Origin of the sequence: Ramlibacter ginsenosidimutans, assembly GCF_016654015.1 — a bacterium.
GTDB lineage: Bacteria > Pseudomonadota > Gammaproteobacteria > Burkholderiales > Burkholderiaceae_C > Ramlibacter > Ramlibacter ginsenosidimutans.
The window spans coordinates 110295-131002 of sequence record NZ_JAEPWM010000009.1 but is presented as its reverse complement, the minus strand read 5'-3'; the positions used below and the strand labels follow the sequence as shown (position 1 = coordinate 131002).

Genomic DNA, 20708 nt, shown 5'->3' with positions numbered 1-20708 from the left:
CACGAAGCGTTGCTTAACCTTTCTTCACTTCCTTCACTTCAGCGTCCACGACATTGTCGTCGTTCGCCGGACCCGAAGACGCTTGCTGCGCCCCGGCCGCCGACGCTGCTTCCTGCGCGCCCGCGCCGCCCGCGGCTTCCTGCGCCTTGTACATCTGTTCGCCCAGCTTCTGGCTGGCGGACATCAGCGCGTTCGTCTTGGCCTCGATCTGCTCCTTGTCGTCGGACTTGAGGGCTTCCTCGAGTTCCTTCGCAGCAGCCTCGATCTTCGCCTTCTCGCCCGCGTCGATCTTGTCGCCGTATTCGCTGAGCGACTTGCGCACGCTGTGGACCATCGCCTCGCCCTGGTTGCGCGCCTGCACGACCTCGAGCTTCTTCTTGTCCTCGGCGGCGTTCATCTCCGCGTCCTTCACCATCTTCTCGATCTCGGCTTCGTTGAGGCCCGAGTTCGCCTTGATGGTGATCTTGTTCTCCTTGCCCGTGCCCTTGTCCTTGGCGGACACGTGCAGGATGCCGTTGGCGTCGATGTCGAAGGTCACCTCGATCTGCGGCAGGCCGCGCGGCGCCGGCGGGATGCCTTCGAGGTTGAACTCGCCCAGCAGCTTGTTGCCGCTGGCCATCTCGCGTTCGCCCTGGAAGACCTTGATCGTCACGGCGGGCTGGTTGTCGTCGGCCGTCGAGAAGGTCTGCGCGAACTTGGTCGGGATGGTCGTGTTCTTCTTGATCATCTTGGTCATCACGCCGCCCAGGGTCTCGATGCCCAGCGACAGCGGGGTGACGTCCAGCAGCAGCACGTCCTTGCGCTCGCCCGAGAGCACCTGGCCCTGGATGGCGGCGCCGACGGCCACGGCTTCGTCGGGGTTCACGTCCTTGCGCGGCTCCTTGCCGAAGAACTCCTTGACCTTCTCCTGCACCTTGGGCATGCGCGTCATGCCGCCCACCAGGATCACGTCCTGGATGTCGTTCACCGACACGCCGGCGTCCTTGATCGCGATCTTGCAGGGCTCGATCGTGCGCTGGATCAGCTCGTCGACCAGCGACTCCAGCTTGGCGCGCGTGAGCTTGATGTTCAGGTGCTTCGGACCCGACGCATCGGCCGTGATGTACGGCAGGTTGATGTCGGTCTGCGTGCTGTTGGACAGCTCGATCTTCGCCTTCTCGGCCGCTTCCTTCAGGCGCTGCAGCGCGAGCACGTCGTTCTTCAGGTCGACGCCTTGCTCTTTCTTGAACTCGGTGACGATGTAGTCGATGATGCGCTGGTCGAAGTCCTCGCCGCCCAGGAACGTGTCGCCGTTCGTGGAGAGCACTTCGAACTGCTTCTCGCCTTCGACGTCGGCGATCTCGATGATCGAGATGTCGAACGTGCCGCCGCCGAGGTCGTACACGGCGATCTTGCGGTCGCCCTTGCCATGCTTGTCCAGGCCGAAGGCCAGGGCCGCCGCGGTGGGCTCGTTGATGATGCGCTTGACGTCGAGGCCGGCGATGCGGCCGGCGTCCTTGGTCGCCTGGCGCTGCGAGTCGTTGAAGTACGCGGGCACCGTGATCACGGCCTCGGTGACCTCTTCACCGAGGTAGTCCTCGGCGGTCTTCTTCATCTTGCGCAGGATCTCGGCGGAAATCTGCGGGGGCGCCAGCTTCTTGCCGCGCACCTCGACCCAGGCGTCGCCGTTGTCGGCCTGGACGATCTTGTAGGGCATCAGCTCGATGTCCTTCTGCACTTCCTTCTCGGTGAACTTGCGCCCGATCAGGCGCTTGACGGCATAGATGGTGTTGCGCGGATTGGTGACGGCCTGGCGCTTGGCGGAAGCGCCGACGAGCACCTCGCCGTCTTCCTGGTACGCGACGATCGAAGGCGTCGTGCGCGCGCCTTCCGAGTTCTCGATGACCTTGACGTTGTTGCCTTCCATGATGGCAACGCACGAGTTGGTCGTGCCCAGGTCGATGCCGATGATCTTTGCCATTTGCTTTCTCCTAATCTGTTCGCCCGAGGGGCTGTGAATCAGTCTGTGGCCTAGTTGTGGATAACTGTTACGGATTCAAGCGCCGGGCTGGCTTTCACTTGGGCGCGGTCACGGTGACCAGCGCGGGACGCAGCACGCGGTCGGCGATCAGGTAACCCTTTTGCAGCACGGTCACGACCGTGTTGGGCTCCTGCGCGGCGGGCACCACGGAGATGGCCTGGTGCTGGTGCGGGTCGAACCGGGTTCCCGCGGCGGGATTGATCTCGAGCACCTTGTTGCGCTCGAGCGCGGACTTCAGCTGCCGCAGGGTCGCTTCGGCGCCGGCGCGGATCTGCTCGGCGGTCTGCTCCTGGTGGTGCAGGCCCGCCTCGAGGCTGTCGCACACCGGCAGCAGGGCCTCGGCAAAACTTTCGAGGGCGTACTTGCGCGCCTTGGACACTTCTTCCTCGGAGCGCCGGCGGATGTTCTGCATCTCGGCCTGCGCGCGCAGGAACTGGTCCATCAGCTCGGTGTTCTTGGCCGAGAGCGCGGCCACCTGGGCCTGCCAGTCCTGCGCGGAGGGCTGGCCGTCGTTCGCGGCGGCGTCGGGGGCCGGGGAGTCCTGGGGCATTTCACTCGTGTTCTGGATGTCGTCTTGGGACATGGGGAAAACGGATCCGTGTTCTTGGGTACGCGGGAGAGCTTGGGGCTCAGTAGCCCTTTTCAAGCCAAGGGCATCAAAAAATCACGGTGGAGGCGCGGTGACGGGATGTTCGTAGGCTGGTGGTGAGCCGCAGGCGAACCCCAGCTTGCGGGGGAATGCTGGGGTTCGCTGTCGCTCACCGCCAGCCTACAGGAATGCCGGGGTTCGCTGCCGCTCGCCGCCCCCGCCGCGCGGGGATCAGCGCGTCTCGATCAGCTCGACGTCGAACTTCAGGGTCGCATTGGGCGGGATCACGCCGCCGGCGCCGCGGGCGCCGTAGCCCAGTTGCGGCGGAATGACCAGCGTGCGCTTGCCGCCCACCTTCATGCCGGCCACGCCTTCGTCCCAGCCGCGGATCACCATGCCGGCCCCCAGCGAGAACTCGAACGGGTCGTTGCGGTCGCGGCTCGAGTCGAACTTCGCCCCCTGCACGCCATTGTTGTACAGCCAGCCCGTGTAGTGCACGCGCACGTCGTTGCCCGATTTCGCCTCGGGGCCCTGGCCCACGAGTTCGTCTTCGTACTGCAGGCCGCTGGGGGTGGTGATCATGTTGTTCTTTCGCAGGAGGTTCAGAGCAGGCCGCGGCGGGCGAGGTCGCGCATGAGCGCAGTCACGCCATAGCGCCAGGGCTCGATGCGGTCGGAGGTGTTGACGCGGTTGACGAGTGTACCGAGGCGCGGCGTGAAAATGGCGACGGCGTCCCCGACCGCATGCGTGAAGCCCTGGCCCGGGCCGAAGCGGTCCTGCGTGGGCGCGAACATGGTCCCCAGGAAGAGCACGAGCCCGTCCGGGTACTGGTGGTTGGGCCCGATCGCGTGCGCCACCAGGTCGAGCGGATCGCGGCTGATCTGCTTCAGACTGCTCGCGCCTTCCATGCGGAAGCCTTCCGGGCCGACCACCAGCATAGCCAGGTCGGCCTGGCGAACGTCGGCGATGCCGAACTTCGCGTCGAACAGCCGGATGAAGGGGCCGATGGCGCAGCTCGCGTTGTTGTCCTTTGCCTTGCCGAGCAGCAGGCCGCTGCGGCCCTCGAAGTCGCGCAGGTTGACGTCATTGCCGAGCGTCGCGCCCACGGTCTCGCCGCGGCTGTTGACGACCAGCACGATCTCGGGCTCGGGGTTGTTCCACTCGCTCTTGGGGTGGATGCCGATCTCCGCGCCCGTGCCGACCGCACTCATCGGCTGCGACTTGGTGAAGATCTCCGCGTCGGGGCCGATGCCCACCTCGAGGTACTGCGACCAGAGGTTCTTGGACACGAGCACCTGCTTCAGCTGCTCGGCCTCGGGCGAGCCCGGCCGCACCTTGGACAGGTCGTCGCCGATCACGGCGACCACCTCCTTGCGCACCGACTGCGCCAGCGCCGGATTGCCGCGCGCCTGTTCCTCGATGACGCGCTCGAGCATGGAGGCCACGAAGGTCACGCCCGAGGCCTTGATGGCCTGCAGGTCGCACGGCGCGAGCAGCCACGGCAGGTCGGCGACGCGCCGGTCCGCGCCGCTGTTGGCGAGGACCTCGCCGAGGGCGGCGAGGCGCTTGCCGGCATGCGCGCGCACGGCGGCCGCCGCATCGGGCCGTTCCAGCAGCGCACTGCAGGTGGGGGCCAGCGCGGAGAGGTCCACCAGCGCGTCGCCCTCGACCTTCACCAGGATGGCGCCCTGGCCCTCGACCCACGCGCGTCCGACCAGGGTGGCCTGCTGCGCATCCGCGGGCAGCGTCGCCGCTCCGCAATCGAGCGTTCGCTCCCATTGCGGGCTCCGCGCTGCTTCCCAGCGCTCGATGGAAATGTCTTGCATCAGTTCGCTTGCGTCTTCTTCTTCGCCTGGGCGGCCACCCACCGGGCGGCGAAGGGCTGCAGGTCGGCCAGGCGCTTCAGGAGGTCGGTGCCGCTCGTGGTGACACTGTAGCCGTCTCCGTTGTGTTGCATGAGCCCGGCCTCGCGCAATTCCTTGATGCGCGTGTTCAGCGTGTTCGGCGTGATGCCGCCCACGCTGTCCTGCAGGAGGCGGAAAGTTTGCGGATGGCCGTCGCGCAGGGCCCAGAGCACCCGGATGGCATAGCGCGCCTCCAGCAGCGCGAGCAGCTGGTAGATGGTGACGTTCTCCTTGGCACTCATCCGGGGGGCACTCCTGGCACCCGGCGAGCTGCGGGGCGGGGAACGGAGTTTACGCAGCCTGCGCTACTGAAACAATAGCAGCGTGACAGTGAAACAACGCCGGCAGCCGAAACCGTGCCGTGCGATGCGCCGCTCGCGCGCCTCAGCTGTACACCTTCTTCAGCAGCGTGATCAGGTTGCGCAGCTCGGAAGGGGAGAGGCGCGCCGCGAAATCCGCTTCCAGCTCGGCCGCGGTCTTCTCGGCATCGCGCATCAGCTTCTCGCCACGCGCGGTGAGGTGCAAGCCCACCGCACGGCCGTCGCGCGGATGGGGCTGGCGCGCGACCAGTTCGCGTTTCTCCAGCGCGTTCACCATGCCGACCAGGTTGGGCGGCAGGATGCCGAGCGCCGTGCACAGCTGCCGCGAAGTGATGCCGGGGTTGTGCCGCACCAGCGAGAGCACGGAGAAGTCGACCGGCTTCAGCTGGAACGGCGCCATGCGCTCCACGAACACTGTGATCACCGCGAGCGCGGCACGGCGGGCGTTGTAGCCCAGGAGCGTCTCGAGGAAGCTGGTGTCGACTTCCTCCACGGCGGCGGGCGGGTTGCTGCGGGCGGGTACTGCGGGCCGGGGCATGGGTTCAGGCGACGGAAAGACGGGGTGGCACGGTGTTGCGGAGGGCGGCGCACTGCGTGCGCAGGATGCCCAGGCGCAGGTCGAATTCGGGCAGGATGCGCAGGCGTGCGGCGGCCGCGGGCTGCGACCAGCGCGGCGCATCGGCGCCGGGCGTGCGCGCTATGGTCCACCACGCCCAGCCGAACAGGGCGAGCGCGACGGCGCGCAGGTAATCGTCGGCGGCTTCGTAGGCGAGGGTGTCGGACAGGGCAGCAGCGGCGACGAGCTCCTTCGTGATCTCTCTGAGCTCGGCAAACCGCGCGAGCACCGCCTCTGTTTCTCCCTCCCCCTCTGGGGGAGGGCCTCCGGGGTCCTCGCGAAAAGGCATTTGCCTTTTCGCGGGGTGGAGGTGGGGGTGGGCGCGCTCGGCGGCCGCACTGGCACGCATCTCTCCCTCGAGCCCAGCGAGCACCGCGAACATCCCTTCGCCCCCATCCACCAGCACCTTGCGCACCAGCAGGTCGATCGCCTGGATCTCGTTCGTGCCCTCGTAGATCATCGGCACGCGCGCGTCGCGCACGATCTGCTCGATGCCCCACTCGCGCACGTAGCCGTGGCCGCCGAACACCTGCAGGCAGCGGCTCGCGCCGCCGAAGCCCTGCTCGGTGCACACGGCCTTGAGCACGGGCGTGAGCAGGCCGCACCACTGCTGCGCCGAGGCGCGGCGCGACGGCTCCTGCGCGTGCCGCGCGAGATCGAGTTCGACGCCGGTGCGATAGGCCAGCACGCGCAGTCCGTCGACCCAGGCTCGCTCGGTGTCCAGGATGCGCCGCACCGCGGGATGACTTGCAATGGGATCGGCCGCGCCAGTGCCGCGCAGCGCTCCGGGCGCGCGCATCTGCGTGCGCTCCTGCGCATACGCATCGGCCTTCTGCCAGGCCGCGTCGAGCAGCCCGATGCCTTGCAGCGCCACGTGCAGGCGGGCCGCGTTCATCATCACGAACATCGCGTTGAGGCCGCGGCCCGGCTCGCCCACGCGCCAGCCGATGGCATCGTCGAAGCGCAGCACGCAGGTGGGGCTGCCGTGCAGGCCCATCTTCTCCTCGATGCGCTCGCACACGACGGCGTTGCGCGTGCCCGCATCCGGGCGCTCGCCCAGGGTGGGAGGGAGGAATTTCGGGGCGAGGAACAGCGACAGGCCCTTGGGTCCCGGCGGTGCGCCCGGCTCGCGCGCGAGCACCAGGTGCACGATGTTGTCGGTGAGGTCGTGCTCGCCGCCGGAGATGAAGATCTTCGTGCCGCGCAGGCGGTGGCTGCCATCGGCCTGCGGCAGCGCCTGCGTGCGCGCCAGCCCGAGGTCACTGCCCGCGTGCGGTTCGGTGAGGCACATGGTCGCGAGCCATTCGCCGCTGGCGATCTTCGCCAGGTAGCGCTGCTTCAGTTCCTCGCTGCCGTGGTGCTTGAGGCACTCGTAGGCGCCGTGCAGCAGCCCGGGCGCCATGGTCCAGCCGTGGTTGGCCGCGCTGAGCATCTCGTAGAGCACGCCTTCGAGTACCCACGGCAGTCCCTGGCCGCCGTCCTCGGGCGCGCAGGAGAGCGATGGCCAGCCGGCTTGCCAGAACGCCCGGTACGCATCCGCGAAGCCGGGCGGCGTCGCCACGCGGCCGTCCTCGAAGCGGCAGCCCGGATGGTCGCCCGCCGCCTGCAGCGGCGCCACCACCTCGCCGACGAAGCGCCCCGCTTCCTCCAGCACCTGCGTGAGCAGTTCCGCGTCCGCTTCGGCAAATGCGGGCAGCGGCTGCAGCGACTCGCGTGCGTGCAGCACGTCGAGCAGGAGGAAGCGGTGGTCGTCCACCGGGGGGCGGTAATCGTCCATCGGGCGCCGGGTTCAGGATTCGGCGGTGAAGCCGACCTTCTTGACGAGGGGACCCCAGCGGGTGAACTCGTCCCGCTGGGACTTGTCCATCTCCGCGGGCGTGGAGCCGCGCGGGACCAGCGCCGACACGGCGAGCGTGTCGATGACGGCCTTGTCCTTGAGCGTGGCGTTGATCGCCGCGTTGGCGTTCGCGATCACGCTGGCGGGCGTGCGCGCGGGGGCGTAGATGCCGAACCACTCGTCCGCGGTGAGCTCGGGGAAGCCTTGCTCCGCGTAGGTCGGCACGTCCGGCACGAAGGGCGAGCGGGTCGCGCCCGACGTGGCGATGATGCGGATCTTGCCGGCCTTGTGGTTGGTGAGCGCGTCCCCGGTGGGCGTCGAGGCGGAGGCCAGCGTGCCGCCGATCATGTCCGAGATGGCGGGCAGCGAGCCGCGATACGGCACGTGCTTCAGTTCCACGCCGTTGTTCAGGCCCAGCAGCGCGCCGAGGAAATGCGGCGTCGAGCCGGCCGCGGGCGAGCCGTAGCTGGCCTTGTCCGGATTCGCCTTCGCCCAGGCGAGGTAGTCCTTCACCGTCTTCACGCTCGCGGGCACCATCGGCCCGACCGACAGGCAATGCGTCATCACCGCCACGATGCTCACCGGCGCGAAGTCCCGGAACGGGTCGTAGGCCAGCTTGCTGTAGATGTACGGATAGATGGACATGCACGAGTACGGTGTGAGCAGCAGCGTGGAGCCGTCCGGGGGCGCCGACTTCACCACCTCGCAGGCGATGCGGCCGCCCGCGCCCGTCTTGTTGTCCACGAGCGCCGCGTTCTTCGCATAGGCCGTGTGGCCCAGGCGGTCGGCGATCACGCGGCTGCAGGCGTCGGCCGTGCCGCCGGCAGGAAAGCCGTTGATGATCTTCGCCTGCTCGAAGGCCTGCGCGAAGGCGGCGAACGGGAAGGCGGACAGGGCGCCGGCGGCGACGCCGGTTTGCACGAAAAGGCGGCGGGTGGTCATGCGGAAGTCTCCTGCTGGAATCGGACTGCCAGTGTCACGTGGACGCGGGCCTGGCCGCACCCAGGTAAGTCTCTATGACGCGCGGGTCGTCCGCCAGCTGCGCGGCCGGACCCTGCATGCTGATCTCGCCGGTCTCCAGCACGTACGCGTGGTCCGCGACCTGCAGCGCGGCGCGCGCGTTCTGCTCCACCAGCAGGATGGACACGCCTTGCTCGCGCAGCCGCTCGATGATGCCGAAGATCTCGCGCACCACCAGCGGCGCGAGGCCGAGGCTGGGCTCGTCGAGCATCAGCAGCTTGGGTTGCGCCATCAGCGCGCGGCCCACGGCCAGCATCTGCCGCTCGCCGCCGGACAGCGTGCCGGCGAGCTGCGTGCGGCGTTCCTTCAGCCGCGGGAACAGTTCGTAGACGCGGTCCAGCCCCGAGCGCCAGTTGGGCACGCGCAGCTTCATGGGGCGGAAGCCGCCGAGCACCAGGTTGTCCTCCACCGGCATGGTGCCGAACAGCTCGCGCTTCTCCGGGACCAGCGCCAGGCCCAGCATCACGCGCTCTTCCAGTGTCGTGTCGGCGAGGTCGGCGCCGTCGAAGACGATGCGCCCGCGCGCGGGCAGCAGGCCCATCAGCGCATTGAGCGTGGTGGACTTGCCGGCCCCGTTGGGACCGATCACGGTGACGACCTGGCCCTTCGCCAGCTCGAAGTCGAGGCCGGTGAGCACCTCGGCGCGGCCGTAGCCGGCGTGCAGGTCCCTCACCTGGAGCAGGGGCTGGGCCATCAATGTTCGGTCCCGAGGTAGGCGGCGCGCACCTGCGGGCTGGCCTGCACTTGCGCGGGCGTGCCCTCCATCAGCTTGGTGCCGAACTCCATCACCACGATGCGGTCGGTGAGGCCCATGACGAATTCCATGTCGTGTTCCACCAGCAGCAGGCTCATGCCTTCGCCTTTCAACTGGCGCAGCACGTCGGCCAGCGCCTGCTTTTCCTTGTGGCGCAGGCCCGCGGCCGGCTCGTCCAGCAGCAGCAGCGCCGGGTCGGTGCACAGGGCGCGGGCGATTTCCATCAGGCGCTGCGGACCGAGCGCGAGGTTGCCCGCCAGTTCGTGCATGCGGTCGGCCATCCCGATGCGCGCGAGCTGGCGCTCGGCTTCGGCGAACAGGCGCCGCTCCTCGTCGCGGTCCAGCCGCAGCATCGCGCGCGTGGTGCCGCTGGAGCCGCGCAGGTAGCCGCCGAGCGCGACGTTCTCCAGCACCGTCATCTCCGGGATCATCTTCACGTGCTGGAAGGTGCGCGAGATGCCCCGCCGCGCGATCGCGCGCGAAGGCATGCCACCGATCGCCTGGCCGCGCCAGAGCACCTGCCCGCCGGTGAGCGACAGCACGCCCGTGATCAGGTTGAAGGTGGTGGACTTGCCCGCGCCGTTGGGCCCGATCAGGCCGACGATGTCGCCGGCGCGGATCTCGAAGCTCACGTCATTGACCGCGACCAGGCCGCCGAACTGCTTGCGCACGGCCTGCACTTCCAGCAGGCGTTCGCCGCGCGCGGGCTTGTCGCGCGCGGGCAGGGCGGCGGCGCCCTCCCAGTCGCGCTTGCGGTCGGCGCGCGGCAGCCAGCGCTGCACGAAGGTCCACAGGCCGTCGGGTGCGTACTTCAGCACCACGATCAGCACGACGCCGAAGACGATGGTTTCGAAGTTGCCGCTCGCGCCGATCAGCCGCGGCAGCAGCACCTGCAACTGGTCCTCGACCACTCGCACCACGCCCGCGCCGAGGAAGGCGCCCCACACGTGCGACACGCCGCCCAGCACGGCGATGAACAGGTACTCGATGCCCTTGGTGATGGAGAACGGGCTCGGGTTCACGGTGCGCTGGAAGAAGGCGAACAGCCAGCCCGACACCGCGGCCAGCACGGCCGACAGCACGAAGACCACCAGCTTGTAGCGGAAGGTCGAGATCCCCATCGCCTCGGCCATGGTGGAGCCGTCCTTCACGGCGCGGATCGCGCGGCCCGGCCGCGAGTCCAGCAGGTTGGCGCAGCCCCAGGCTGCGAGCAGGGCGAACACCCAGACCAGCACGTGCAGCCTGCGCCCGGTGCCCAGGTCGATGCCGAACACGTGCAGCGTCGGCACGCCCAGGATGCCGTCGTACTTGCCGAGGAACTCCATGTTGCCCATCGCGTAGTACAGCGCCAGGCCCCACGCGATGGTGGCGAGCGGCAGGTAGTGGCCCGACATGCGCAGCGTGATCGCACCCAGCACCAGGGCGGCGAGCACGGCGAGCGCCACGCCGGCCAGCAGCGCGAGCCAGGGCGACGCGCCCAGCTTCACCGTCAGGAAGGCGGCGGTATAGGCGCCGACGCCGACGAAGGCAGCCTGGCCGAAGGAGGTCAGGCCCGCGACGCCGGTGAGCAGCACCAGGCCCAGCGTCGCCAGTGCGTAGAGGCCGATGTAGATGCCTTGCGTGATCCAGAAGTCCGGCACGGGCAGCGCCGGCAGCAGCAGCATCACCAGCGCGAACAGCGGGAAGGCGAAGCGGCGCGGCGAAGCCGCAAACGTGGGGGTGGGCATCAGTGCTCTTCCCGGTGCGGATCCGACAGCGAGCGCCACAGCAGCACGGGCAGGATGGAGGAGAAGACGATCACTTCCTTGAAGGAGCTGGCCCAGAAGGAGCTGAAGCTTTCCAGCAGGCCCACGCCCAGCGCACCGGCCAGCGCCAGCGGATAGCTGGAGAGCCCGGCGAATACGGCGGCGACGAAGCCCTTGAGGCCGATGAGGAAGCCGCTGTCGTAGAAGATGGTCGTCGTCGGCCCGATCAGCAGGCCCGAGAGCGCGCCGATCAGCGCAGCCATCGTGAAGGCCAGGCGGCCCGCGCCGGCCGACGAGATGCCCATCAGGCGCGCGCCCGCGCGGTTGACAGCCGTGGCGCGCAGCGCCTTGCCGGTCAGCGTACGTTCGAAGAACAGGTACAGCAACACGATCAGCGCGATCGAGGCGAGGAAGATGATCAGCGCCTGGCCGGTGAGGGTCACCGTGCCGGCGGAAAAGCGCGCATCCCAGAAGCTCGGGTTGCGGAAGCCCTCCGCGCCAAAGAAGAACAGGCCCAGCCCCACCAGCGCGAAGTGCACGCCGACCGACACGATCAGCAGCACCAGCACCGACGCGTCGGCGAGCGATTCGTAGGCGAGCCGGTAGATCAGGCTGCCGAAGGGCGTGACCAGGGCCAGCGTCAGCAGCGCCTGGGCGAACAAGGGCAGGCCGCGCGGCGCGGCCCAGATGGCGATGGCCGAGGCGATCACGGGCCACGCCAGCGTGCGCAGCATCTGCCGGGCGATGCGTCGGGGGGAACTGTGGTGACGCACGCCGTTCACCAGGTCCGCGAGCGCGGCGAGGCCGGCCAGCACCAGCAGGAACCACACGGTGCCCGGCACCTTGCCGGCCTGGAACAGCGCCAGCGTGAGCGCGCCGAAGGCGACGAACTCGCCCTGCGGGATGAAGATCACGCGCGTCACGGCGAACACCAGCACGGTGGCGAGCGCCAGCAAGGCATACACGGCGCCGTTGGTGAGCCCGTCGAGCGCGAGGATGCTGGCGATGGAGAGATCCATGGGGGACAGATGGTTGTACTTGTTCCCTCCCCCTCTGGGGGAGGGCTAGGGTGGGGGCGCTGCGGCGCACGCGATGGGCGCGGTGCCCCCATCCCGACCTTCCCCCAGAGGGGGAAGGAGGAACAGGCGCTACTTCACCACCACGAACTTGCCGTCCTTGACCTGCAGCATCACGCCCGTTTCGTTCGTGTAGCCCCAGTGGTCGGCCGGGGTCCAGTTCATCACGCCGTGGGCGAGGATGGTGCGGCCGATGGTTTCCATGGAGTCACGCAGCGCGGTGCGGAACTCCGGCGTGCCGGGCTTGCCCTTCTTCAGCGCCATCGGAACGATCTTCTCCATCACGATGGCGAAGTCGTAGGAGTGGCCGGCGAACTGGTTGCGCGAACCGGGGCCGAAGGCCTTCTCGAACCTGGTCACGAAGTCGATGGAGGCCTTCTTGGAGGGGTGGCTGTCCGGCAGCTGTTCGGCGACGATGGCCGGGCCCGACACGACGTAGGTGCCTTCGACGGCCTTGCCGCCGATGCGCACCAGGTCGGGCGTGGCGGCCGCGTGCGTCTGGTAGATCTTGCCCTTGTAGCCGCGGTCGACGATGGCCATCTCCGGCATCGCGGCGCCGGAGCCCGAGGCCACGACCAGGATCGCGTCCGGGTTGGCGGAGGCGAGCTTCAGGGCCTGCGGGGTCACGCTGGTGTCGCTGCGCTGGAAGCGCTCCACGTCGACGATCTTCATGCCCTCCTTGGCCACCAGCGGCTCCATGGCCTTGAGCCACAGCTCGCCATAGGCGTCGGTGTAGCCGATGAAGCCGATGGTCTTGACGCCCCGCTTCTTCATGTCCTCGATCACGGCGTGGGCCATGACATCGTTGCCCTGCGGCAGGCGGAACACCCAGTGCTCGTCCGCCGGGGGCACGCCCACCGGCGCGGCGGAGATCTGCAGCGTCTTGTTCTCGGCGGCGACCGGCGCGATGGCGGCGGACACCGGCGTGATGCAGGAACCGAAGATCAGGTCGACGTGGTCCTCCGTGATGAAGCGGCGCGCGTTGCTCACGCCCTTGCCCGGGTCGGACGCGTCGTCGAGGATGATCAGGTTGACCTTCTCGCCGGCAATCTCCTTGGGGAACAGCGTGAGCTGCTTCTGCATGGGGATGCCCAGGCCGGAGCCGGGGCCAGTGAGCGACAGCGTGACGCCGACGTTGATGTCGGCCAGCGCCGCGCTGGCCGCGGTGAGGGCGACGGCGGCTGCGATCAGGGTGCGGACGAGTTTCATTGGACTTTTGTCTCCGGGTTGAAAGGGGTGCGGATCAGCGCGGCGCCATGCGCAGCGCGCCGTCCAGGCGGATCACCTCGCCGTTGAGGTGCGTGTTCGTCACGATATGGCAAGCCAGCCCGGCGAACTCCTCGGGTTTGCCCAGGCGCTGCGGGAACGGAATGGACTTCGCGAGCGACTCCTGCACCGGCTCGGGCAGCTGCTTCATCAGCGGCGTGGCGAACAGGCCGGGCGCGATGGTGCACACGCGGATGCCGTGCTGCGCCAGGTCGCGCGCCATCGGCAGCGTCATGCCCACGAGGCCGCCCTTGGACGCGCTGTAGGCCTGCTGGCCCACCTGGCCGTCGAAGGCGGCGACCGAGGCGGTGAACAGCATGACCCCGCGCTCGCCGTCTTCCAGCGGCCCCAGCTTGGCACACTCCGCGGCGAACAGGCGGCTCGCGTTGTAGGTGCCGATCAGGTTGATGTTGACGACGCGCGCGAAGTCTTCCAGCGGCGCGGCGCTGCCGTCCTTCTGCACGATGCGCTTGGCCGTGCCGATGCCGGCGATGTTCATCAGGATGCGGGCGACGCCGTGCTTCTGCGCCGCCTTGGCGATCGCCGCGGACATGCTCTCGGCGTTCGTGATGTCGCACTGGCAGGCAACGCCGCCGATTTCGGCCGCCACCTTTTCTGCCTGCGCCAGGTTCACGTCCAGCACGGCGACCTTCGCGCCCAGCCGCGCGAGCTCGCGCGCGGTCGCTTCGCCCAGCCCCGAGGCGCCGCCCGTGACGAGTGCGGCCTGTCCCTGGATCTTCATGCTTTCTCCTTGTGCGGTTTCAGGGTGAAGGGCAGGCGGTCGTCGTGCAGCGCCTGCACCAGGGCGTCGCGGTGCTTGAGCACGGCGCGCTGGTTGATGGAGCCCTTGTCGGTGACCTCGCCCTTGTCGATGGAGGGCGCCTCGTCCATCAGGTGCAGGCGCGCGACGCGGTTGGCGCTGCCCGTGGCCTGTTTCGCCAGCGCGTCCAGCACGTCCTGGAAGTGGTCCTGCACCGCGGCGCTCTCCAGCACCTCGCGCAGCGGCGCGTCGGCGGAAAGGTGCGGCGCCAGTTGCCGGATCTTCGGCGTCGGGAAGACCAGCGCGCCCACTTCATTGCGGTTCAGGCCGGTGATCACCGCGTCCCACACGTAGGGCGCAGCCGCGGCGATGATCTTCGCGCGCAGCGGGCCGACGCTCACGAAGGTGCCGGTGGCGAGCTTGAAGTCCTCGGCGATGCGGCCGTCGAACTTGAGGCCCTTGTGGATGTCGTTGTCGTCGATCCACAGCACGGCGTCGCCGGTGCAGAAGAAGCCTTCCTCGTCCATGCATTCGGCGCTGGCTTCCGCGTTGCGCCAGTAGCCGGGCGTGACGTTGGGCCCCTTGTAGCGGATCTCGGTCTTGCCCTCGGTGGGCACCAGCTTCAGTTCCATGCCCGGCGTGGGCAGGCCCAGGTAGCCGGACTTCACCTCGGGGCTGGTGATGAACACGGCGAAGGGCGAGGACTCGGTCATGCCCAGTCCCGTGCCCATCACGATGCGTTCGCCGATCTCCGCTTCCTGCACCTCGTGCAGCAGGTCCCACACGGGCTGGGCGAGCGCCGCGCCGGCGTAGAAGAACATGCGCACGCGCGACAGGAGGGTGCGGCGCAGGACGGGGTCGGCCTTCATCGCGTGCGCCACCATCTCGAAGCCGGTGGGCACGTTGAAGTAGACGGTCGGCGCGATCTCGCGCAGGTTGCGCAGCGTCTCGCCGATCAGCGCGGGCGTGGGCTTGCCATCGTCGATGTAGTAGGTGCCGCCGTTGTAGATGGTGAGGCCGACGTTGTGGTTGCCGCCGAAGGTGTGGTTCCATGGCAGCCAGTCCACCAGCACCGGCGGCTCGTCGGCCAGCACCGGCATCGACTGGCGCATCTGCTGCTGGTTGGCGCACCACATCGCATGCGTGTTGATCACCGCCTTGGGCAGCTTGGTGGAGCCGGAGGTGAACAGGAACTTGGTGATCGTCTCCGGGCCCGTGGCGGCCATCGCAGCGTCGACGGCGGGCGTAGCCTGCGTGTCCAGCAGCTGCTGCCAGGGCGTGGTCTTGCGGCCTGCGATCTCGCCTTCGGCCAGCACGACTTCGACATCGGCCGGCACGGCGGCCAGGATGGCGCGCCCGTAGGCGCGCGCGTCGGTGGTGAACACCAGTCCCGGCGTCAGTGTCTCCAGCACGTGGCGCAGCTTGTCGTAGTCCTGGCTCACGGTGGAATAGGCCGAGGACACCGGGGAGAACGGGATGCCCGCGTAGAGGCAGCCGAGCGCCATCAGCGCGTGCTCCAGGCTGTTCTCGCACAGGATGGCGACGGGGCGCTCGGCGCTCAGGCCGCGATCGAGCAGCGCCTGGCCGACGCGGCGCGCGTGCTGCAGCGCCTGCGCGTAGGTGACCTGCTGCCAGTCGCCGCGGCTGCCGTCCGCATTGCGCACGCGCCGCGCCATGAACACGCGGTTGGGCGCCGTCCCGGCCCAGTGCAGCAGGCGGTCGGTCATGCGCTTCGCATACGGCTCCAGCGGCTGCTCCGCGCGCAGGTAACGCACGCCGCCCGCGCCTTCGCGCAGCACGCCGCGCGTCACGCCGAAGCGCATGGGCCGGTAGCGGACGGGGGCGGTGGTCGGCGCTGTCATGCCGGCCTCAACCCTTGCTGACCTTGGCCGCCCGGCCTTCCAGGAAATCGCGCACGCGCTTCTTGGCCTCAGGCGCGCTTTGCGCGATGGCGGCCATCAGCGCCTCGGTGAGGAAGCCCTGGTCGGCCGGTTGTTCGGCGATGCGGGGCAGGGCGTGCATCAGTGCGTAGTTGGTCAGCGGCGCGTTCTCGGCGACGCGCTTCGCCAGCGCCAGCGCCTTGCTGAACGCTTCGCCCGCGGGCACGAGGTACTGCGCGAAACCGGCGCGCTCGCCTTCCTCGGCCTGGTACACGCGGCCGGTCAGCATCATGTCGGTCATGCGCGCGGCGCCGATCAGGCGCGGGATGCGCACCGCGCCGCCGCCGCCGACGAAGATGCCGCGCGCGCCTTCGGGCAGCGCGTAGAAGGTGGTCGCGTCGGCCACGCGGATGTGGCACGCGGCGGCGAGCTCGAGGCCGCCGCCCACGACCGCGCCATGCAGCGCGGCGACGACGGGCACCGGGCCGTACTGGACTTCCTCCAGCGCGCCGTGCCACATGCGCGAGTGGTGCAGGCCCGCGCCGGCGTCCCGCTCCTTCAGCTCGGACAGGTCGAGGCCGGCGCAGAAGTGGTCGCCCGAGCCGTCGAGCACGGCGGCGCGCACGGTGTCGGGCAGGCTTTGGAAGGCGTCGCGCACGGCGAGCACCAGCCCGTCGGAAAGGGCATTGCGCTTGGCCGGGCGGTTCAGGCGCACGATGGCGACGTCGCCGTCGATCTCGAGCTGGAGGTCTGGATGGGAGGTCATGGTGTTTGCGGAGTGGGCGGATTATTGTTATAAACAATAACGAATTCAATGCCCGTTGCCTAGGGCTTACCCTAGGTGACGCCTTCATCGGAGACACCATGGACCACGCCAACCTCATCGCCATCGACGTGCACACGCACGCGGAAGTCAGCTGCTGGAATCCCTTCGACAACTACGGCGAGGAGTACGACCGTGCAGCCGACAAGTACTTCCGGAGCAATCGCCGGCCCACCATTGCGGAGACCATCGCCTACTACCGCGAACGCAAGATCGGCCTCGTGATGTTCACGGTGGACAGCGAATCCAAGCTGGGTCGCCGCCGCATCCCGAACGAGGAGATCGCGCAGGCCGCGCGCGAGAACAGCGACATGATGGTCGCGTTCGCCAGCATCGACCCGCACAAGGGGAAGATGGGCGCGCGCGAGGCGGAGCGCCTGATCAAGGAAGAGGGCGTCAAGGGGTTCAAGTTCCATCCGACCGTGCAGGGCTACCACCCCTACGACAAGATGGCGTGGCCGATCTACGAGGTGATCAACGCGCACAAGATGCCGGCGATCTTCCACACCGGCCACAGCGGCATCGGCTCGGGCATGCGGTGCGGCGGCGGACTGCGGCTCGAATACAGCAACCCGATGCACCTCGACGACGTCGCGATCGACTTCCCCGACATGCAGATCGTGATGGCGCATCCCAGCTTCCCCTGGCAGGACGAGGCGCTCTCGGTCGCCACCCACAAGCCCAACGTGTGGATCGACCTCTCGGGCTGGAGCCCGAAGTACTTCCCCAGGCAACTGGTGCAATACGCGAACACCTTGCTGAAGGACCGCATCCTGTTCGGCAGCGACTACCCGCTGATCACGCCCGAGCGCTGGATGAAGGACTTCGAGGAAGCTGGCTTCAAGCCCGAGGTGATGCCCGGCATCCTGAAGGGCAATGCCGTGCGGCTGCTCGGCTTGGACCAGCCCGGGGCCTGAGCCGGCCGGCGCGGCTTCGTTCCTACCTGCGGATGCGCCGCAGTCGCACGCGGCTGCGCTGCAACTCCGCGGGCCGGCAGCGCTCCAACCAGCATGGAACAGCTGAAAGCCGGAGGGAGGAGTCCTTTCTGATGCTGCGGTACCTCATCGGCGTCGATGGCGGCGGTAGCGGCACGCGCGCGCTCGTGCAGCCGGTGGGCGGCGGCGCGGCGCTCCCCGGCTCGGCCGGCCCGTCTGCGCTGCAGCAGGGCATTCCGCAGGCCTGGGACAACGTGTTGCTGGCCGTGCGCCGCGCCTTCGAGGCGGCGGGCCGGCCCATGCCGGACTGGCAGGACTGCGCGCTCGCCGCCGGCCTGTCGGGCGCCAGCCATGCGCCGTGGCGGGAGGCATTCCAGTTGCGCAACCCTGGCTTCGCAGTGCTCGCGGCCGAGACCGACTCCTACACGATGCTCCTTGGCGCCCACGCCGGACAGCCCGGCGCGATCCTCATCGCCGGCACCGGCAGCATCGCCGAAGCGCTCCGCGCGGACGGCAGCCGCGCTACAGTGGGCGGATGGGGATTCCGCGTGGATGACGAAGGCAGCGGCGGCTGGCTCGGCCTGCAGGCCGTGCGCCATGGCCTGGCCGCGTTCGACGGCCGCGCCAACCCGAGCCCGCTGGCTCGCAAGGTCTGGCTGCACTGCGGCGACGACCGCGAGTCGCTGCAGGAGTGGTGCGGCGCCGCCGGCCAGTTCGAGTTCGCCCAGCTCGCCCGCGCCGTGTTCGAGTGCGAGGACAGCGACCCCGCGGCGGCCCGCCTGCTCGCGCAGGCCACCTCCGCACTCGAGGAACTGGCCCTGGCGATCGACCCGCGCGGACGCCTGCCGCTGGCAGTGGCGGGCAGCATCGGCGAGAGGCTCGCGCCGCGCATGCGGCCCTTCGTGCGCAGCCGCATCGTGCCAGCGCAGGCCGCCGCCGCGCAGGGTGCGCTGATGCTGGCGCAGCGCACGGTGCAAGAGCTGGAACCCGCCTTGTGACCAGGAGCCTGCAGGGTCGCATCCTCACGCCCGCCGGCCTGGTGCAAGGCACCCTGCGCTGTGCCGAGAACGGGCGCATCGAAGCCGTCGAAGGCACGCCAGTCCCGCTGGAGCGCGCCCGAGATCCCGGCGCGCCGCTGCTGCTGCCGGGGTTCATCGACCTGCACGTGCATGGCGCCGCCGGCCGCGACATCATGGAAGGCGGCGACGCCGCGCTGCAGGTCGCGCGCAAGCACGCGGAACATGGCACGACGGCCTTGCTGGCCACCACCATGACGGCGCCCCTGGACGACCTGCGCCGTTCCCTCGGGCCGGTGGGCGCGCTGGCCCGCCAGCCCGCATCCGGCGCGGCCCGCATCCTCGGCGTGCATCTCGAGGGCCCTTACATCAACGCCGGCAAGCTCGGCGCCCAGCCCGATTTCGCGCGGCCCGTGGCGCTGGCCGAACTGCAGGAACTGCACCAGCTCGCGCCCATCCGCCTGCTCACGCTCGCCCCGGAGGTTCCCGGCAACATGGAGGCGATCGCGCAGCTCGTGGCGGCCGGCTTTCGCGTGCAGGTGGGCCACACCCTCGGCACCTACGAAGACGGTTTGCAGGCACTGGAACGCGGCGCGCGCGGCTTCACGCACCTGTTCAACGCGATGACGCCGCTGCACCACCGCATGCCGGGCATGGTGGGCGCGGCCCTCGCGCATGCGCAGTTCGCCGAGATCATCCCCGACCTGCTGCACGTGCACCCGGGCGCGATCCGCGCGGCGCTGCGCTGCATCCCTGGCCTCTATTGCGTCACCGACTCCACCGCGGCGACCGGCATGCCCGATGGCGAGTACCGGCTGGGACGGCAATCCGTGACGAAGTGCCTGGGCGGCGTGCGCCTGGCCGACGGCACGCTCGCCGGCTCCACGCTCACCATGGACCGCGCCTTGCGCAACCTGGTCGACGTGATCGGGCTGCCGCTGGACGATGCATCGCGGCGCGTGTCGGCCAACCCGGCGGAGTTCCTGGAACTGGCCGATCGGGGCCGGCTCGCAGTCGGCGCCTGGGCCGACGTGGTGGTCCTGGACCGGGACCTGCAGGTGCAGGAGGTCTTCATCGCAGGAGGTTCGCGCGATGTCGCGCATGCTCGATGAAGCGCGCGAGGCGCCGCAGGCGGTCGCGCGCCAGCTCGCGCAGGACCGTGACCGCTGGCGCGCGTTCGGCGAGCGGCTGCGCCGGCATCCGCCGGCATCGCTGCTGACCATCGCGCGCGGCAGCTCGGACCACGCGGCCCACTACGCGGCCTACCTGGTGATGGCGCGCCTCGGCCGCCTGGTGGCTTCCATGCCGATGTCGCTGGTGACCTTGTATCAATCGCAGATCCGCTGCGACGGCCTGGCTTCGCTCGCGTTCTCGCAATCGGGGCAGAGCCCGGACCTGATCGGGCCCACGCAGTATTTCCGCCGCTGCGGCGCCTTGACCTGCGCCTTCGTGAACGAGGCCGGCTCGCCGCTCGCGCAGGCGGCGGAGTGGCTGTTTCCCCTGCACGCCGGCGAGGAGCGCAGCGTAGCGGCGACCAAGAGCTTCATCGCGCAGCTGGTCGCCGGGGCGCGACTGGTCGCGTCCTGGCAGGATGATGCCGCACTCGCGGCCGCACTGGAAGACCTGCCGCATGCCTTGCAGCGTGCGGTGGACACCGACTGGTCGGAAGCCGTCGCAACATTGCGCGAAGCTGACCGCCTGTTCGTCGTCGGGCGCGGCCTGGGCCTGCCGGTGGCGATGGAGGCGGCGCTGAAGTTCAAGGAGACCTGCGGCATCCAGGCCGAGGCCTTCTCCGGCGCGGAAATCCAGCACGGTCCGATGCGCCTGGTGGAGGCCGGTTACCCGCTGCTGGTGTTCGCGCCGCGCGGGCCCGCGCAGGCCGGCCTGCTCGAAGTGGCGCAGGCCATGCGCGCACGTGGTGCAAGGGTGCTGCTGGCGGCGCCGGCCGGCACGCCGGACGCGAACCTCCTGTTGCAAGAGAGCGCGGTGCCCGAGCTGGATGCGGTCTGCGCGATCCAGAGTTTCTATCCGATGGTCGAAGCGCTGGCGCGTACGCGCGGCAACGACCCTGACAGTCCGCCGCACCTGAAGAAGGTGACCCGCACGAGCTGACGCGCAGAGTGTCGTTTACACGTCGCGACGCAACT

19 protein-coding genes are annotated in these 20708 nt (G+C 69.2%); 4 read left to right on the top strand and 15 right to left on the bottom strand.

Going from position 1 to position 20708, the window contains the following annotated elements; genetic code table 11:
- Window positions 1–13: 13 nt before the first annotated feature.
- The 15 genes from dnaK to JJB11_RS19485 form a co-directional block, all read right to left on the bottom strand.
- Entirely contained in the window at window positions 14–1975 is a 1962-nt protein-coding gene (gene dnaK, locus JJB11_RS19555) for a molecular chaperone DnaK (protein ID WP_340643164.1), read from the bottom strand.
- 79 nt (window positions 1976–2054) lie between these two features.
- Window positions 2055–2603 (bottom strand): nucleotide exchange factor GrpE, encoded by a 549-nt coding sequence (grpE, locus tag JJB11_RS19550; RefSeq protein WP_201175370.1) that lies wholly within the window; start codon window positions 2601–2603, stop codon window positions 2055–2057.
- Between the two features lie 237 nt (window positions 2604–2840).
- The gene (locus JJB11_RS19545) at window positions 2841–3191 is read right to left on the bottom strand and encodes an FKBP-type peptidyl-prolyl cis-trans isomerase (protein WP_201175368.1); all 351 of its coding nucleotides are present in this window, start codon (window positions 3189–3191) and stop codon (window positions 2841–2843) included.
- A 20-nt stretch (window positions 3192–3211) separates the two neighbouring features.
- Window positions 3212–4435: a fumarylacetoacetate hydrolase family protein gene (locus JJB11_RS19540; protein ID WP_201964956.1), complete on the bottom strand. Its 1224-nt coding sequence runs from the start codon at window positions 4433–4435 to the stop codon at window positions 3212–3214.
- On the bottom strand, window positions 4435–4755 hold the full coding sequence (locus JJB11_RS19535; RefSeq protein ID WP_201175366.1) for a winged helix-turn-helix transcriptional regulator: 321 nt from the start codon (window positions 4753–4755) through the stop codon (window positions 4435–4437). The genes JJB11_RS19540 and JJB11_RS19535 overlap by 1 nt, the downstream gene beginning before the upstream one ends.
- Before the next feature lie 142 nt (window positions 4756–4897).
- Window positions 4898–5371, bottom strand: coding sequence for a MarR family winged helix-turn-helix transcriptional regulator (locus tag JJB11_RS19530; protein ID WP_201175363.1), 474 nt, complete (start codon window positions 5369–5371; stop codon window positions 4898–4900).
- Window positions 5372–5375: 4 nt separating this feature from the next.
- Window positions 5376–7226 (bottom strand): acyl-CoA dehydrogenase family protein, encoded by a 1851-nt coding sequence (locus JJB11_RS19525; RefSeq protein ID WP_201175361.1) that lies wholly within the window; start codon window positions 7224–7226, stop codon window positions 5376–5378.
- A gap of 12 nt (window positions 7227–7238) precedes the next feature.
- The gene (locus JJB11_RS19520) at window positions 7239–8228 is read right to left on the bottom strand and encodes a Bug family tripartite tricarboxylate transporter substrate binding protein (protein WP_201175359.1); all 990 of its coding nucleotides are present in this window, start codon (window positions 8226–8228) and stop codon (window positions 7239–7241) included.
- Between the two features lie 34 nt (window positions 8229–8262).
- Entirely contained in the window at window positions 8263–9000 is a 738-nt protein-coding gene (locus JJB11_RS19515; protein WP_201175357.1) for an ABC transporter ATP-binding protein, read from the bottom strand.
- Window positions 9000–10787, bottom strand: coding sequence for a branched-chain amino acid ABC transporter ATP-binding protein/permease (locus tag JJB11_RS19510; RefSeq protein WP_201175350.1), 1788 nt, complete (start codon window positions 10785–10787; stop codon window positions 9000–9002). The genes JJB11_RS19515 and JJB11_RS19510 overlap by 1 nt, the downstream gene beginning before the upstream one ends.
- Window positions 10787–11824: a branched-chain amino acid ABC transporter permease gene (locus tag JJB11_RS19505; protein WP_201175348.1), complete on the bottom strand. Its 1038-nt coding sequence runs from the start codon at window positions 11822–11824 to the stop codon at window positions 10787–10789. Before JJB11_RS19505 ends, JJB11_RS19510 begins: the two co-directional genes overlap by 1 nt.
- A 129-nt stretch (window positions 11825–11953) precedes the next feature.
- Entirely contained in the window at window positions 11954–13090 is a 1137-nt protein-coding gene (locus tag JJB11_RS19500) for an ABC transporter substrate-binding protein (protein WP_201175346.1), read from the bottom strand.
- 34 nt (window positions 13091–13124) lie between these two features.
- Window positions 13125–13889, bottom strand: coding sequence for an SDR family NAD(P)-dependent oxidoreductase (locus JJB11_RS19495; protein ID WP_201175344.1), 765 nt, complete (start codon window positions 13887–13889; stop codon window positions 13125–13127).
- A complete protein-coding gene (locus JJB11_RS19490) occupies window positions 13886–15769 on the bottom strand; it encodes a feruloyl-CoA synthase (RefSeq protein WP_201175337.1) in 1884 nt (627 codons plus the stop codon). The genes JJB11_RS19495 and JJB11_RS19490 overlap by 4 nt, the downstream gene beginning before the upstream one ends.
- Window positions 15770–15776: 7 nt before the next feature.
- On the bottom strand, window positions 15777–16553 hold the full coding sequence (locus tag JJB11_RS19485; protein WP_201175335.1) for a crotonase/enoyl-CoA hydratase family protein: 777 nt from the start codon (window positions 16551–16553) through the stop codon (window positions 15777–15779).
- 98 nt (window positions 16554–16651) lie between these two features.
- On the opposite strand from JJB11_RS19485, the gene JJB11_RS19480 reads away from it, so the two are divergent.
- The 4 genes from JJB11_RS19480 to JJB11_RS19465 all read left to right on the top strand — a co-directional run bounded on the left by JJB11_RS19480 (window position 16652) and on the right by JJB11_RS19465 (window position 20673).
- Window positions 16652–17527 carry an amidohydrolase family protein gene (locus JJB11_RS19480; RefSeq protein WP_201175334.1) on the top strand — a complete coding sequence of 292 codons (876 nt, stop codon included), beginning with the start codon at window positions 16652–16654 and terminating at the stop codon, window positions 17525–17527.
- 131 nt (window positions 17528–17658) lie between these two features.
- A complete protein-coding gene (locus tag JJB11_RS19475) occupies window positions 17659–18543 on the top strand; it encodes a glucosamine kinase nucleotide-binding domain-containing protein (protein WP_201175332.1) in 885 nt (294 codons plus the stop codon).
- Window positions 18540–19673, top strand: coding sequence for an N-acetylglucosamine-6-phosphate deacetylase (gene nagA, locus JJB11_RS19470; RefSeq protein ID WP_201175330.1), 1134 nt, complete (start codon window positions 18540–18542; stop codon window positions 19671–19673). The genes JJB11_RS19475 and nagA overlap by 4 nt, the downstream gene beginning before the upstream one ends.
- The gene (locus JJB11_RS19465; protein WP_201175625.1) at window positions 19663–20673 is read left to right on the top strand and encodes an SIS domain-containing protein; all 1011 of its coding nucleotides are present in this window, start codon (window positions 19663–19665) and stop codon (window positions 20671–20673) included. Before nagA ends, JJB11_RS19465 begins: the two co-directional genes overlap by 11 nt.
- The last annotated feature ends 35 nt before the right edge of the window (window positions 20674–20708 follow it).

What these genes read in the sequence shown, in the direction of transcription:
- grpE (WP_201175370.1), bottom strand. Translation starts at nt 2,603, where the DNA reads ATGTCCCAAGACGACATCCAGAACACGAGTGAAATGCCCCAGGACTCC.
- JJB11_RS19545 (WP_201175368.1), bottom strand. Translation starts at nt 3,191, where the DNA reads ATGATCACCACCCCCAGCGGCCTGCAGTACGAAGACGAACTCGTGGGC.
- JJB11_RS19540 (WP_201964956.1), bottom strand. Translation starts at nt 4,435, where the DNA reads ATGCAAGACATTTCCATCGAGCGCTGGGAAGCAGCGCGGAGCCCGCAA.
- JJB11_RS19535 (WP_201175366.1), bottom strand. Translation starts at nt 4,755, where the DNA reads ATGAGTGCCAAGGAGAACGTCACCATCTACCAGCTGCTCGCGCTGCTG.
- JJB11_RS19530 (WP_201175363.1), bottom strand. Translation starts at nt 5,371, where the DNA reads ATGCCCCGGCCCGCAGTACCCGCCCGCAGCAACCCGCCCGCCGCCGTG.
- JJB11_RS19525 (WP_201175361.1), bottom strand. Translation starts at nt 7,226, where the DNA reads ATGGACGATTACCGCCCCCCGGTGGACGACCACCGCTTCCTCCTGCTC.
- JJB11_RS19520 (WP_201175359.1), bottom strand. Translation starts at nt 8,228, where the DNA reads ATGACCACCCGCCGCCTTTTCGTGCAAACCGGCGTCGCCGCCGGCGCC.
- JJB11_RS19515 (WP_201175357.1), bottom strand. Translation starts at nt 9,000, where the DNA reads ATGGCCCAGCCCCTGCTCCAGGTGAGGGACCTGCACGCCGGCTACGGC.
- JJB11_RS19510 (WP_201175350.1), bottom strand. Translation starts at nt 10,787, where the DNA reads ATGCCCACCCCCACGTTTGCGGCTTCGCCGCGCCGCTTCGCCTTCCCG.
- JJB11_RS19505 (WP_201175348.1), bottom strand. Translation starts at nt 11,824, where the DNA reads ATGGATCTCTCCATCGCCAGCATCCTCGCGCTCGACGGGCTCACCAAC.
- JJB11_RS19500 (WP_201175346.1), bottom strand. Translation starts at nt 13,090, where the DNA reads ATGAAACTCGTCCGCACCCTGATCGCAGCCGCCGTCGCCCTCACCGCG.
- JJB11_RS19495 (WP_201175344.1), bottom strand. Translation starts at nt 13,889, where the DNA reads ATGAAGATCCAGGGACAGGCCGCACTCGTCACGGGCGGCGCCTCGGGG.
- JJB11_RS19490 (WP_201175337.1), bottom strand. Translation starts at nt 15,769, where the DNA reads ATGACAGCGCCGACCACCGCCCCCGTCCGCTACCGGCCCATGCGCTTC.
- JJB11_RS19485 (WP_201175335.1), bottom strand. Translation starts at nt 16,553, where the DNA reads ATGACCTCCCATCCAGACCTCCAGCTCGAGATCGACGGCGACGTCGCC.
- JJB11_RS19480 (WP_201175334.1), top strand. Translation starts at nt 16,652, where the DNA reads ATGGACCACGCCAACCTCATCGCCATCGACGTGCACACGCACGCGGAA.
- JJB11_RS19475 (WP_201175332.1), top strand. Translation starts at nt 17,659, where the DNA reads ATGCTGCGGTACCTCATCGGCGTCGATGGCGGCGGTAGCGGCACGCGC.
- JJB11_RS19465 (WP_201175625.1), top strand. Translation starts at nt 19,663, where the DNA reads ATGCTCGATGAAGCGCGCGAGGCGCCGCAGGCGGTCGCGCGCCAGCTC.